At 64.1% G+C, this 14,186-nt stretch carries 11 protein-coding genes and 1 tRNA gene; 8 read left to right on the top strand and 4 right to left on the bottom strand.

From position 1 onward, the window contains the following. The first annotated feature begins 69 nt into the window (after window positions 1-69). Together FE851_RS12695 and FE851_RS12690 are read left to right on the top strand one after the other, a co-directional pair. Window positions 70-1,476, top strand: a complete 1,407-nt coding sequence (locus FE851_RS12695) for an aldehyde dehydrogenase family protein (RefSeq protein ID WP_261370988.1) — start codon at window positions 70-72, stop codon at window positions 1,474-1,476. Window positions 1,477-1,546: 70 nt separating this feature from the next. Further along, entirely contained in the window at window positions 1,547-2,869 is a 1,323-nt protein-coding gene (locus FE851_RS12690; RefSeq protein WP_145202865.1) for an NAD(P)/FAD-dependent oxidoreductase, read from the top strand. 43 nt (window positions 2,870-2,912) lie between these two features. Here the strand turns inward: FE851_RS12690 and FE851_RS12685 are convergent, their stop codons facing one another. From FE851_RS12685 to FE851_RS12670, 4 genes are all read right to left on the bottom strand, one after another. Continuing rightward, a complete protein-coding gene (locus FE851_RS12685) occupies window positions 2,913-3,563 on the bottom strand; it encodes a DUF6445 family protein (RefSeq protein ID WP_019052857.1) in 651 nt (216 codons plus the stop codon). 198 nt (window positions 3,564-3,761) lie between these two features. Next, on the bottom strand, window positions 3,762-5,408 hold the full coding sequence (locus tag FE851_RS12680) for an alkaline phosphatase D family protein (protein WP_017183929.1): 1,647 nt from the start codon (window positions 5,406-5,408) through the stop codon (window positions 3,762-3,764). 23 nt (window positions 5,409-5,431) lie between these two features. After that, entirely contained in the window at window positions 5,432-7,705 is a 2,274-nt protein-coding gene (locus FE851_RS12675) for a TonB-dependent receptor (RefSeq protein ID WP_145202859.1), read from the bottom strand. A gap of 333 nt (window positions 7,706-8,038) precedes the next feature. Then, window positions 8,039-8,129 (bottom strand) — tRNA-Ser (locus FE851_RS12670). A gap of 93 nt (window positions 8,130-8,222) precedes the next feature. Here FE851_RS12670 and FE851_RS12665 point away from each other — a divergent pair. From FE851_RS12665 to FE851_RS12640, 6 genes are all read left to right on the top strand, one after another. Next, window positions 8,223-9,113 (top strand): peptidylprolyl isomerase, encoded by an 891-nt coding sequence (locus FE851_RS12665; protein ID WP_145202856.1) that lies wholly within the window; start codon window positions 8,223-8,225, stop codon window positions 9,111-9,113. A 58-nt stretch (window positions 9,114-9,171) separates the two neighbouring features. Then, window positions 9,172-10,287 carry an alanine dehydrogenase gene (gene ald / locus FE851_RS12660; protein ID WP_145202853.1) on the top strand — a complete coding sequence of 372 codons (1,116 nt, stop codon included), beginning with the start codon at window positions 9,172-9,174 and terminating at the stop codon, window positions 10,285-10,287. A gap of 219 nt (window positions 10,288-10,506) precedes the next feature. Then, on the top strand, window positions 10,507-11,337 hold the full coding sequence (locus tag FE851_RS12655; RefSeq protein ID WP_017183934.1) for a sulfite exporter TauE/SafE family protein: 831 nt from the start codon (window positions 10,507-10,509) through the stop codon (window positions 11,335-11,337). Window positions 11,338-11,407: 70 nt separating this feature from the next. Further along, complete coding sequence (locus tag FE851_RS12650) at window positions 11,408-12,145, top strand: response regulator transcription factor (RefSeq protein ID WP_145202850.1); 738 nt, start codon at window positions 11,408-11,410, stop codon at window positions 12,143-12,145. After that, the gene (locus tag FE851_RS12645; RefSeq protein ID WP_145202847.1) at window positions 12,138-13,502 is read left to right on the top strand and encodes a sensor histidine kinase; all 1,365 of its coding nucleotides are present in this window, start codon (window positions 12,138-12,140) and stop codon (window positions 13,500-13,502) included. The genes FE851_RS12650 and FE851_RS12645 overlap by 8 nt, the downstream gene beginning before the upstream one ends. Then, the gene (locus FE851_RS12640) at window positions 13,499-14,065 is read left to right on the top strand and encodes a hypothetical protein (protein WP_017183937.1); all 567 of its coding nucleotides are present in this window, start codon (window positions 13,499-13,501) and stop codon (window positions 14,063-14,065) included. Before FE851_RS12645 ends, FE851_RS12640 begins: the two co-directional genes overlap by 4 nt. Window positions 14,066-14,186 lie beyond the last annotated feature (121 nt).

The following is a 14,186-nucleotide window of genomic DNA, read 5'->3' as shown; positions in this document are numbered from 1 at the left end:
CCGGGCCTGTCGGCAACAGCTTCATAAGGACAGATCAGCGTGAGCGTCCCAGAATATCGCCAATTCTATATTGATGGCGCGTGGCGTACATCATCGTCCGACAAGATGAACGCCATCCTGTGCCCGGTGACCGAAAGGGTCATCGGTTCGCTGGCCATGGGCACCCACGCCGATGTCGATGATGCCGTTGCCGCCGCCAGGCGTGCGTTCGCGACATTTTCCCTGACCCCGGTCGAGGAACGGCGCGCGCTGCTGGGGCGGATATTGGCGCTGATGGAGGAGCGGGCCGAAGCGTTGGCGATCGCGATGACCACGGAAATGGGCACGGCGATCAGTTTTGCGCGCAGCGCGCAGGTGCCCTTCGGCATCGCCCATGTGCGGGCGGCGATGGAGGCGCTGAGCGACTATGCGTTCATCACCCACCAGGGATCGACCGCGATCGTGCGGGAGCCGATTGGCGTGTGCGGCCTGATTACGCCCTGGAACTGGCCGCTCTACCAGATCACCGCCAAAGTTGCGCCGGCAATCGCGGCGGGCTGCACGACCGTCCTGAAACCCAGCGAATTGTCACCGCTAAGCGCGCTGCTGTTCGCGCAGATCATGCATGATGCGGGCACGCCCCCCGGCGTCTTCAATCTGGTCAATGGCACCGGGGAAGAGGTTGGGGCTGCGATGGCGTCGCATCCCGACATCGACATGATATCCATTACCGGATCGGTCCGTGCGGGCATATTGGTGGCGCAGGCGGCGGCGGTAACGGTCAAGCGCGTGGTGCAGGAACTGGGCGGCAAGTCGCCCAACATCCTGTTGCCCGACGCCGATTTCGCGCGCGTGGTGCCGTTGGGCGTCGCGTCAGCCCTGCGCAATGTCGGCCAGTCGTGCAGCGCGCCGACGCGGATGATCGTACCCGTCGACCGGCTGGAAGAGGTGGAGACGCTGGCCCGCCGTCATGCGGAAACCATGATTGTTGGCGATCCGATGGCGCAGGACAGCGTTCTGGGCCCGGTTGCCAACAAGGCGCAGTTCGACCGCGTTCAGCATATGATCCGCGTCGGCATCGACGCAGGGGCGAAGCTGGTCTGCGGCGGTCCCGGTCGCCCCGAGGGATTGAGCGAGGGCTATTTCACGCGGCCCACCATATTTTCCGACGTCACGACCGACATGCGTATCGCGCAGGAGGAGATTTTCGGGCCGGTACTGTGCATCATCCCCTATGCGACGGAAGATGAAGCGATCGCCATCGCCAACGACACCGTCTACGGCCTTGGCGGGCATGTCCAGTCGGCGGACCTGGAAAGCGCGCGCCGGGTCGCGCGCCGCATCCGATCCGGCCAGGTGCATATCAATCACCCCGCCTGGGACGCCCATGCCGCCTTTGGTGGTTACAAACAGTCGGGCAATGGCCGCGAATATGGCGTTTTCGGTCTGGAAGAATGCCTCGAAACCAAGGCGATATTGGGATACGGCCCTTCATGACCAACGTCTGAAGGGGCTGTCGCCAGAACCTTTCCCACCTTATTGACTGAACGCAGGCTGGAACTTCATCATGTCCCCCAGAACCAAAAAGATCGCCAGCGACGAAAGTCTGCCCCGGTCCGCCGACGTCGTCATCATCGGGGGCGGTATCGTGGGCGCGGCGACCGCTTACTATCTCGCCAGGCGCGGCCTGTCGGTGGCCCTGCTGGAAAAGGGCTATATCGGCTGTGAACAATCCAGCCGGAACTGGGGTTGGTGCAGGCAACAGAATCGGGACATGCGCGAAATGCCGCTGTCGGTCCTGTCGATGCGGCTCTGGGACGGGTTGGCCGATGAAATCGGTCAGGATCTGGGCTTTCGCCGAACCGGCCTTCTCTATGCCAGCGATGATGACAAGCAGTTGGCCGAATGGGAAAAGTGGCAGGAGGTCGCGCGGCTGTTTGATGTCGAAACGCGCATGTTGTCGGCGCGCGAAGCGGCGGAAACCTTCCCCGAAACCAAACGCAAATGGCGCGGTGGCATCCACGCTGCCCGCGATGGCAAGGCGGAACCCGCGCTGGCCGCGCCTGTCCTTGCCGAAGGTGCGCGCGCGCACGGCGCGACGATCCATCAACAATGCGCCGCCTATGCGCTCGATATAACCAATGGGGCCGTGAGCGGCGTCCACACGGAGAAGGGGTTTATCGCGGCCGACGCCGTCCTGTGCGCTGCCGGTGCCTGGGCATCAGCATTTTGCCATACACTGGGCGTGCGCTTTCCCCAGGCCAGCGTGCGCCAGACCGCGCTTCGTTCCCGCCCCGCGCCCAATGTCGGCGAAGTGCTCTATACCCCCGATTGCGCGCTCACCCGCAGGCTGGACGGCAGCTATACGATGACGATCAGCGGCAAGGCCACGTTGGAAGTGACGCCCCAGAGCCTGCGCTACGCCAAGCCGTTCATGCCCATGTTTCTCAAGCGTCTGCGGGCCGTACAGGTGGGTGTCGGCAAATCCTTTTTTGTCGGGCCGGAATCCGTTTCCAGCTGGTGGTCCGCCAAGGAGCGCCGCTTTTCCGACATCCGGGTGCTGGACCCCGATCCCGATCCGAAATTCGTCGCTGCGATCCTGGCCAATGTCCGCGCGAGCTTCCCGGCGCTGGCGGACATAGAAGTCGATGAGGCATGGGGTGCCTATGTCGATTCGACCCCCGACGCGGTGCCGGTGATTTCGCCGATCGAAGGGATTGGCGGCTATTATCTGGCCGCTGGCTGTTCGGGACATGGCTTTGGCGTCGGGCCGGGCATCGGATTTCTGGCGGCGGAACTGATCGCCAATGACAAGCCCAGCGTCGATCCCCACCCCTATCGGCTGTCGCGATGGTCCGATGGGACAAGGATTGAAGTCGGCGCACTGTAATCCTGTGCCAACTGGCGGTGGCGCGAATCCGCCATGCGAGGGCCTAGGCGAGGCGAATGAAGACGTTGGTGGTCAATCTTTCCTGACATCCCTGGTCCGTGAAGTGATCTGGCGGAATCATCCCTGAATGGAGAGCATTGCTTGGGTAGACCGCGATCCTGCCGGGGTGTCCAGTGATGGCGGCGGTCATTTCATAGTCGTCATTCGACCCGCATATATATTTTTTGCGCGCTCCGAGATGCTCGATGGAGGTTAGATAGTAGCTGAGCTTGTCTTCGGTAATTCGTTCCAGTCCAGTGGCGCGATGGCGGTAGAGGGCCGTGCCCATGGTGGGAGTCAGATAGTGCAAAATGGCGATCATTTTGCCACTGGTGTCATCAAAATGAGGGTTGCTCTGATATCTCGTAAGTTTTTCAGGGCGCGTCGTGACCCTTGAAAGGCTTGCGGATATGGCCCCCAAAATATCTGCTTCGAACGCATCGCTGATAAGAGGCGCCAAGATGTTCAGCATGGGGCCGACATAGCCAGCCATCAGGCTATCACCCGGCTTAAGGAAATGGCGCTCGCCTGGATAAGGACCCGTGGCTTGCGGGTATGGCAACAGCGCGCGCGCGCGACTGACAATCGCGTCAAGGTCGGCGACATAATTGTCGACAATCAGGACCGGTACTTTTTCGCGTCCGACATAGAGCAATTGTGGTTCGATCGTCGTCCGCCTTTCGAGCCTGCTCTCCGCCTCCAGATCGGTCCGCAGCCCTGCAAGCCGAGAACCAAAACGGTCCCGGATCGCCTATTGGTAGCGTTATCCAAAGTCAACTCTGGGCCAGTAGCGCCAGTCCAGTGAGCCCCCGCCTCCATGGGACATAGTCCGTGAAGGCGAGAGTCGTTCCGATCAGGCATCCACCAGTTGTTTCGCGCCGCGCTGCACCGTCATGCGGTGCGTGCCGGCCAGTTCGGTCGTGCGGGTGCGGATGTCCTTCATGAAGTGCCATGAACCCGCGACCTGTTGCGGCGTCACCTCCAGCGAGACATAGCCGCGCTGGCTGGTGTCGCAGAAGGCCATGCCCGGATTGACCGCGCGCAGGGCGCGGGCGATGTCGGCTGGCGGCACGCCCTTGGCATAGGCTTCAAAGCCCGGCGACGTGACGCTATGACCGGCAAATTCCACGCCGACCCGGTCCTTGCCGCCGCCCTGACCGGGGCCGCGATCGCCCAGATTATAGCCCCAGGCATTGTGGCTGTCGCCCGACAGGACGACAAGGTCGGCGTCGGCGCCAAGCGCCGCGTCGTACAGGCGGTTGCGCGCGGCCGGATAGCCGTCCCAGCTGTCCATATTATAGGGCAGGCCCGCCTGCGAGGCGGCGACCGCGCCGGCCAGCGACTTGCGCACGATCTCCGGCGCGTTGGCGGGCACCCAATCGGCCGCGTTGGTCGGAAAACGGCCATAGCCCATGATCACTTGCTGGGCCAGTATCTGCCAGGCGGTGCCTGCCTTTTTGGATTTGCCGAACCCGTCATAGAGCCATTTTTCCTGCGCCGTGCCCATCAGCGTACGGTCCTGCGCGCTCCAGGCGCCATCGCGGAAGTCGGCGAGCGCCTTGGCGACGTCTCCGCGCCCGGCGATCGCTTCGCGCACGTCCAGCTGCTTGTCGCGCCCGGTGATCCGGGTTTCTGGACGGAAGATGGTGGCCAGCGTACCGATCTGGAAACTGTCATACATCGCGTCGGAGACAGGCATCCATTCGCGATAGACCTTCTCCGCCGCCGCCTTGCGCACGGCCCATTCGCCTTCCTTGTCGGGCTGATGATTTTCCGCGCCGTCCCTATAGGCGTCATTGGCCAGTTCATGATCGTCCCACTGGGCAATCATCGGGAAGGCGGCGTGCAGCGCCTGAAGATCGGGATCGAGCCGGTAAGAGGCGTAGCGCAGGCGATAATCGGCCAGCGTCACCATCTCGTTCGCCGGTTCGATGATGCGGCCGGGCACCGCCTCCTCCAGGCTGGGATAATGGCCGCGATCATATTCGTAGAGATAGTCGCCGCAATGGATGACCAGGTCGATATCGTCGCGCGCGGCGGCATGGCCATAGGCGTTGAAATAGCCAAAGGGCAGGTTGGAGCAGGAAAAGAGACCGATGCCGAAGCGGGATACGTCTCCCTGCGGCAGGGTGCGGGTGCGGCCGATCCGGCTGATCCGGCCATCGGGGGCGATGAAGCGGTAGAAATACCATTGGCCCGGCTGAAGGCCGGTAACGGTTATTTTCGCGGTGTGATCGGCATCGGCGCGGGCCGTGACTTCGCCGCCCGACATGACCTTCGCAAAGGCCGGATCGGTCGCGACCTCGACCCGCAGCTTGCTGTCGCCCGACCCGACATAACGGGTCCACAGCAGCACGCTATTCGCGCCCGGCTCGCCACTGGCGACGCCATGGGTGAAGCCGCGCAGGCTCAATATCTGCGCAACGCCGGGAACGGGCAGGGCGGCCAGCCCGACGATGCTGGCCTTGATAAGCAGGCGGCGGTCGATGGTGAAGCTCATGGCGGTTCCTTTCCTGCTGCCGTTCAGAAACGGCCGGTCAGCTGCGCGCCGTAGAAGCGCGGTTCGGCGGGGATGAAGGTGGGGATGCCAAAGGCGCCCCCGGTATTGCCTGCGTCGAGCAGGTAATTCCTGTCTGTCGCGTTGCGCACGAAAGCGGAAATTTCGTAGCGATCCTCGGCAAAGCTGACACCTGCGCGCAGGTTGACCAGCATCACGCCCTTCTGGCTGATCGCTTCGCTGTTGGGGACTTCGAAATAGATTTTGCTGCGATAGGTAAGGCTGGGCGTCGCAAAGACGCGCATGCCGTTGCCCATCGGCGCATCGATCGTGAAGCCAGCCGCCGCCTGAAATCTGGGCTGGAGGCGGAACTGGTCCCCGGCGAAGCGGCCATTGGCCGGCTTGTCGTCGATGCCGCCATCGATATAGCCGCCATTGGCGAATATGTTGAGCCAGCTGGTAGGCTGGATCGCGACTTCCGCTTCAACGCCAAGGTTGCTGGCCGTGCCAGCGCTGACCGTGCGGGTCACGCCGTCGCTGCCGGTCACGCTGACCTGGAAATTATCATAGGTCTGATAGTAGACGCCCAGCGAGCCGGAAAAGATGCCGCTATTGCCCTTTAGCCCGACTTCATAGTTCCAGACATTTTCTTCCGCGATCCGGTTGATGCGGGCGACGCCCCCGGCGGCAGCGTCCAGATTGACGGTCGGCGAGCGGCGGCCCTTCGACACGGTGGCAAAACCGTTCAGGGCGGGCGAGAAGCGATAGAGGATGTTGAAACGCGGCAGGAAGGCCGCGAAGCTGCCCTGGGTCCGCAGGACGCGACCATTGGTGTTGACCTGACCCGGAATGAGCGGCGCGCGGGTCAGCACGGAATTGGGCACATTGGTCACATAGCCCGACCGGCGTTCTTCGATCAGCGCGCGGATGCCGGCCGTCAGTTCCAGCGACGGACTGGCGAGCCAGGTGCCGTCGGCGAACATCGAATAGCTGTCATTCTTGCCCTGATTTTCAAAGACCGAGCTGTAGGGAATGACGGTGGCTGCGCCGTTGGTGAGGATCGCGGTCGCCTGCGACGCGGCGACGGTGCCGTTGGCCGCGACGCAGGGCAGGCCGGGGATCAGGCGCGCGGCGCACTGAAGATAGGTGCCTTCTTCGGTCGAAAAGGGCACGCGCTGGTGGTTATCCTCGCGAAACAGGTTCCAGCCGAATGCGCCGCGGAAATGATCGCCGGCATAGGCGAAGCGGGTTTCGTGACTGGCCTGCCAGCCCTTTGCCTCCTCGGCAAATTCCAGATACCAGGCGGCCGACCCGTCGGCGTCAAAGACTTCGTTGCTGTCGAACTTGCGATAGCCATTGACCATCGTCAGCGTCCAGTCGTCGGCGAAATCCCAGCTGAAGGTCAGGTTCGCGTCATAGACGTCGCGGTGCAGGCCAAGCTTGTCGCCGCCCAGCACGGTCGACGACAGCGGCGAACCGCTCAGATTGGCCGCGCCGAACGGGTTGCCCGGCCCGTCCGATGTCGGCAGCGCGCGGGATATGAAGGGCGTGCCGGAATTGCGCTGGCGGTCATAGGTCAGGATGAGGTCGGCGGTGAAGCTGTCGGTTGGCTTGAGGCGCAGCGAGCCGCGCACGCCCAGCTGGTCGCGGGCATAGAGATCATCCTGCGTCGCGGACAGATTCTTCACATAGCCGTCGCGCTTTTTCCAGGCAAAGGCGATGCGTCCGGCGACCTTGTCCGACCCGCCATTGACGAAGCCGCTCAGCAGCTTGGAATCATAATTGCCATAGCCCGCGGTCAGTTCGGCGGAAAAGCCGGGCTTGGGCCGGGCGGAAATCATGCTGATCGCGCCCACCGCCGACGCCGTGCCGAACAATGTCGCCTGCGGTCCCTTGATGACCTCGATCCGCTCCATATCGTAAATATCCTGATAGGAGCCGCGCGAGCGCGAAATATCGATGCCATTATAATAGAGGGTGACGCGCGGCGCCTGTTGCGCCGACCCGCTGTCGGACGTGATGCCGCGAATGACGATGCCGGGATTATTGGCGCTCTGTTCCTGGATGTTGAGGCCGGGGATATAGTTGGACAGTTCGTCAAGGTCCGAAACGCCGATTTGCTCCATCCGCTTGCCGCTGACGGCCGAGATGGTGATTGGCACATCCATCGCGCGCTGTTCGATCTTCTGGGCGGTCACGATGATCTGCTCGCCACCGGCCACTTCCGCGTCGGGCGCAGCGGTCTGGGCGATGGCTGGGAAGGCTGTGCTGCTGGCGAGCAGGACGGCAAAAATTTTCATACGGCGTGTCATGGTGCGAACCCCCTTTATGGATGGGGACGCCGTTGCCGGAAGGATGTGACTCGCCGACTGCCGGGACATGACAATGTCGTGAAAGTTCCGATATTATATTGTCATACAATACCGATTCCTAATGGCGCCGAAACGGCCCGTCTGGACCTGTCGCCATGATCGTGACAGCGGCCCCCAGCCCGCCTCTTGCGGCGCGTGCTTGCGCGGCACAGGGCCGCGGTAGGCGAGCAGGCGACATGCCCAACCGCGATCAAAACAGGGCGGCAACCATAGATTCGCACCAGCCGGATTATAGAGAATTCTTTGAAAGCAGAGATGTGGTGGCGGAGCGGCAGGGATTCGAACCCTGGATACGCTTTTGGCGTATACTCACTTTCCAGGCGAGCGCCTTCGACCACTCGGCCACCGCTCCGCATTGCACTGGAAGTCGCGCTCCCTATCGCGGCGAAGGCGGCTAGGCAAGGGGATGCTTTACTTTCCTGCGCAGTGACGCTCTGATCGGGGCATGATCCGATTTTTCGCGCCCGCGCTGCTCGCTTTTATACCCGCCTCTGCCGCCATCGCCGCTGATCCGCCCGCAACGCCCGCCGCCGTGGCGGCCGCCGCCCCGGCCAGCGCCTGGCGCGCGATGGCGGCGGAAAATCTGCTGGTGGTGACGATCGAGGGGGGCAAGCGCGCGGTGATAGAGGTCGCGCCGGCCTTTGCGCCGCGCCATGTCGCCAATATCCGCGCGCTGGCAAAGGCGCACTGGTGGGACGGGACCAGCATCAACCGGGTGCAGGATAATTATGTCGTGCAATGGGGCGATGCGACCGAGAAGAAGCCGCTGCCGCCCGGCCTGTCGCCCACCAGTCCGGCCGACTATGTCCGATCGATCGCCAATGTCCGGCTGGCGATCACGCCCTCTCCCTCGGCGGACGCCTATGCGCCCAAGACGGGCTATGTCGATGGCTGGCCGATGGCGATGGACGGCGATGGCGCATGGTTGCCGCATTGCTATGGCTTTGTCGGCGTCGGCCGCAATGTCTCGCCCGATGCGGGAACGGGGGCGGAGCTTTACGCCGTGAACGGGCAGGCGCCGCGCCAGCTTGATCGCAATATCGCCGTGGTCGGCCGGGTGGTCGATGGCATGGCACATCTGTCCAGCCTGCCGCGCGGATCGGGCGAACTGGGTTTCTACACGGCCGACGAAAAGACAGTGCCGATCCTGTCGGTGCGACTGGCGAGCGAGTTGCCCGACGCCGAACGGCCGCATTTTCAGGTGATGGACGTCGCTTCGCCCAGCTTTGCCGCCTATTTGCGGCTGCGCGCCAACCGGATGGATGATTTTTACGATCGCCCCGCTGGCGGCGTCGACCTGTGCAATGCGCCGGTGCCGGTGCGCGCCACGCCATAAAGGAACATTCGCCGCCCCATTCGCGCTATAGCGGCAGCATGATAGCGGGAGAGAGCGGATGATCGTAGGCACCGTCAAGGAAATCAAGAATCACGAATATCGCGTCGGGCTGACCCCCGAAAGCGTCCATGAACTGACCGCGCATGGTCATGAGGTGCTGGTGGAAACGGGCGCGGGCGACGGGATCGGCGCGCATGACGCGCTGTATGAGAAGGCGGGCGCCAGGATCGTCGCCACCGCTGCGGAGATATTCGCCAGCGCCGAAATGATCGTGAAGGTCAAGGAGCCGCAACCGGGCGAACGCGCCATGCTGCGCGCCGGGCAGATCCTCTACACCTATCTGCATCTGGCCCCCGATCCCGACCAGACCCGCGATTTGATCGCCAGCGGGGCCGTCTGCATCGCCTATGAAACGGTGACGGATGATCAGGGTGGCCTGCCGCTGCTCAAACCCATGAGCCAGGTGGCTGGCCGCATGTCGATCCAGGCGGGCGCGACGGCGCTGGAAAAGGCGCATGGCGGGCGTGGCGTGCTGCTGGGCGGGGTGCCGGGCGTGCTGCCTGCCAAGGTGGCGGTGATCGGCGGCGGCGTGGTCGGCTTCAACGCGGCGCAGATGGCGGCGGGGCTTGGCGCGGACGTAACGATCCTGGACCGCAGCCCGCAAGTGCTGGAGCGGCTGGGCATGTATTTCGAAGCGCGGGCCAAGACGCGCTTTTCCAACCGCGCCAACCTGGCCGATTGCGTGGCGGACGCTGATCTGGTGATCGGCGCGGTGCTGATCCCCGGCGCGGCCGCGCCCAAGCTGGTCAGCGCGGACATGCTCAAAAGCATGAAGAAGGGCGCGGTGCTGGTCGATGTCGCGATCGACCAGGGCGGCTGTTTCGAAACCAGCCATGCCACCACCCATGCCGACCCGACCTATATCGTCGATGGCATCGTCCATTATTGCGTCGCCAACATGCCGGGCGCGGTGGCCCGCACCAGCACCTATGCGCTCAACAATGTGACGCTGCCCCATGCGTTGCGGATCGCCGATCTGGGATGGAAGGACGCGTTGCGCAGCGACCCGCATTTGCTGGCGGGCCTCAATGTGTGGGACGGCAAGATCACCTATGGCGCGGTCGCGGACGCACTGGGTCTGGACCATGTTCCGGCGGCACAGGCGGTCGCCTAGATACGCGACCGTCCAACTTTTGCCTGTTCCTGTTGCGGGTTAGCCGCGCCTGTTCGTCTAGCCAGACAAGGGGCGCTGTTCCGTGTCCCTTATCCGGTTTCGCCGAAGAGAGGCATGGTTTCCCGTGATGATCGATTCCCCGACATTCGCCCCCTTGACCTGCAAGGGCGTTAGCAACAGCTTGATCAAGGGTCAGGCACGGGAACAGGGGGCGCGGTGATGCACGGTGATGTCATGACCTGGCTGGTGCCGCTGGTTTCCATGCTGGCGGCGGGGCTGTTCGCCGGCTTTGCCGCGGGCATTTTCGGTATTGGCGGCGGCTTCGTCGTCGTACCTGCCTTGTTCGTCGTGCTGCCCCTGCTGGGCGGCACGCACGATGCCATCGCCCATGTCGCGATCGGCACGTCGGCGGCGACGATCATCGTCACCTCCATTCGCTCGCTCCTGTCCCATGCCAAGCGCGGGGCGGTGGAGTTTGAGATACTCAAGACCTGGGCGCCGTGGATCATCCTGGGCGATGGCATGGGCGTGTTGTTGGCAGGCCATGTCGACGGGCGCATCCTGACCATGATCTTCGCCGGGGGCGTATTCCTGATGTCGCTCAACTTCCTGCTGCCCAAGGTCGGTGACAAGGTGATCAGCCAGGACATGCCGTCGGGGATCGCGCGGGTCGGCATTGCCGGGGGGCTGGGCACATTTTCCGCGCTGCTGGGGATCGGCGGCGGGACGATCGCGATCATGGTGATGACCTTGTGCGGTCGCTCGATCCACCGCGCGATTGCCACCGCGTCCGGCGTCGGCACGCTGATCGCCATTCCCAGCGCGATCGGCTTTGCGCTGATCGGCCTTAAGGAAACCGGCCTGCCCTGGGGGTCGCTGGGCTATGTCAATGTGCCCGCGACGCTGGCGATTGCCTCCATGTCGGTGCTGACCGCGCCGCTCGGCGTCGCAGTCGCCCATGCGCTGCCCGCCAAGCCGCTCAAGAAGATTTTCGGCGTCTATCTGGTCGTCATCGCCTTCGTCATGTTCCGCAACGCCCTGAAAATCTGACGGCGTGGGGCGTCACTAACAGCCATTGTCACTGGCGGCCTTTCCCTTCATTCGTGTAGCGGGGGGCGTTATGGGGCATAGTGACCAGATTTCCGTGCTGTTGGTGGAGGATGACGCGGCCGCGCGCGCCAATATCGCCGCGATCCTCAGCAGCGCGGGCATCAGCGTGGAACAGGCCGAAGATGGCGCGACCGGCCTGACGCGCGCGGGCAGCGGCAGCCATGACGTGCTGATCCTGGACCGGATGCTGCCTGGCTATTCGGGCATCGACATCGTCACCCGGCTGCGCGGCGCGGGGGTAGGGGCGCCGGTCCTGATGCTGTCCGCGCTGGGGCGCAGCGAACATCGGGTCGAAGGACTGGAAAGCGGGGTCGATGACTATCTCGCCAAGCCGTTCGAGCCGGACGAACTGGTCGCCCGCGTCCGGGCCTTGTGGCGGCGCGCCAGTCGCCGCAGCCATGATCCGGTGCTGCTGTTTGGCGATCTGGAATGTCATGCCAAGGCGCGCACCGCCTATCGGCAGGGCCGGCACCTGGCGCTGTCGCCCAAGGAATTTGAACTGTTCCGTTACCTGATGGACCATGCGGGCGAGGTGGTGACGCGCGAAATGCTGCTGCGCCATGTCTGGAAGCTGAATTTCGATCCGCAGACCAATGTCGTCGACGTCAATGTCGGCCGCCTGCGCCGCAAGCTGGAGGAGGGGTTTGACAGCCCCGTGCTGGAAACGGTGTGGGGCACCGGATACCGGCTGATCGCGGTCGGGGCCGGGCCTGCCGGCGGATCGACCAGCGGACCGGCCGTTGGCTAGGATCAATCTGTTCCACTCGGTCTTTGGCCGGGTCACCCTGTCGGCGCTGCTGGTCAGCCTGTTGTCGACGCTGGCGCTGTTCCTGTTGGTGGAAAAGATTGTCGTCGATGATGGCCGGGCGAGGCTGGCGCGGGAGGTCGATACCGATCTGGCCGGGCTGGCGGATATTTATGTCAGCGGCGGCGACGCGGAATTGCGCGCGCGCATCGCCGACCGGCTGTCGGTCGAACAGCAGGATGGCGAACAGGGCTGGTATCTGCTGGCCGACGCGCAGGGGCGTCGCATCGCAGGCAATCTCGACCGCTGGCCCAAATTGTCCGCCCATGTTTCCGAAGCGCGATTCGTCACCCTGCCCGATGGGCAGCGCATGTTCGCGCGGGCGACCCGGCTTGGCCCGTCGGCGCAATTGCTGGTCGGGCGCAGCGATATGCGTGGGCAGGCGCTGCTCGCCCGGCTGGCGATGGCCTTTGCTGTCGCGGGCGCGCTGATCGCGCTGTTCAGCCTGCTGGCGGGTCATTTTGCCGCGCGCCGCCTGCGCGTTCGGGTGGAGGCGGTCAATGCCACCTTCGCGGCGGTCCGGGCCGGGCGGATTGCGGCACGGGTGCCAGGCGCCGGGACCAGTGACGAACTGGCCGAACTGGCCGCCAACACCAATGCGATGCTGGATCAGGTCGAACGGCTGATAGAGGCGCAGCGCGCCGTGTCGGACCAGACCGCGCATGAAATCCGCACCCCGCTGATGCACCTCGACACCCGCATATTGAAGGCGATGGAAGGGACGCAGGACAGCACGTTGCTGCGCACGCTCGACCAGTCGCGCGGCGAGATTCGCGGGGTCGTGCGATTGCTCGATTCGCTGCTCGACATAGCGGGCACGCAGGCGCTGCGCGGTGACCTGCGCGGACTGGCGGAAGTCGATTTGAGCGACATAGCCGAGACGCTGGCGGACCTTTATGGCGCAAGCGCCGAAGAATTGGGCATCGGCTTTCATGCCCGGATCACGCCCGGCGTCATGCTGCGCGCGGACCCGATGCAGATGATGCGGCTGATGTCCAACCTGCTCGACAATGCGTTCAAATATGTGCCGAGCGGCGGGTCGGTGGCGCTGATCCTGTCGCCCGGCCCCCGCATCATCGTGCAGGATGACGGCCCCGGCATCCCCGCCGCCGACCGCACGCGCATTTTCGAACGCTATGTTCGGCTTGATGTCGGGTCGGGCGGCGGGCATGGGCTGGGGCTGGCGCTTGCCAGAGCGATTGCGCAGCGGCATGAACTGTCGCTGCATGTGGAGGATGCCGCGCCCGGTGCGCGGTTCGTCGTCCAGTTGGAGGATCTGGCGGCTGGAGGGTCGGGATGATTAGGCTGTTGCTGCCCGCATTGCTGCTTGTCGCGCCGCCCGCCGCGCCCGCCGCGGACATGCTGCCCGCCGACCCGGTGCTGCGCACGCTGATGGAGGGGGACGCCGCGCTGGCTGGCGGCAATGCGGCGCAGCTTATGGACGTGGCGCAGATTCTCAAAGCCCTTGGCGCGACACCGGCCGAGGGGCAGGATGATCTCGCCGCGCTCTGGACGCAGGAGGCGCAGACGCGCGGCGTGACCCGGTCCACCCTGGCCTTTCGCGGGCGGGCTCTGGGTCCGGCCTACCGGCGCGGTTTGCTGGAGGCGGGCGGCAGCTTCACCATGCGGCAATTATTCCTGGCCGGGCAGCGCGCGCAGATTTCCATTGCCCCGGCGAGTGGGGCTGGCGGCGCTGGCCTGTCGATCCGGGTACAGGGGAGCGACGGCGCGACCTTGTGCGCGAAAGCGGTCGGCGGGCCGCAGGCGGACTGCGCCTGGCTGCCGGTCTTTACCGAACGCTATGATATTGTGATAGAAAATGGCGGATCGACGCCTGCGGGATTCTATCTGATCATGCGCTGACCGCCGCTCGGTTCGTCGCTACGCGGGCGCGCTTCATCCATTCTGTCAGTTCATTCAGGCGAAAAAGGCCGGGGTCGGGGCGTTGTGTCCTCCATGTTTCATGAGGAATGAGGAGAAACCC

Origin of the sequence: Sphingobium sp. B2, from assembly GCF_007693735.1 — a bacterium.
In the GTDB taxonomy this organism is placed as follows: domain Bacteria; phylum Pseudomonadota; class Alphaproteobacteria; order Sphingomonadales; family Sphingomonadaceae; genus Sphingobium; species Sphingobium xenophagum.
This window is presented reverse-complemented; position numbering and strand designations above follow the sequence as displayed.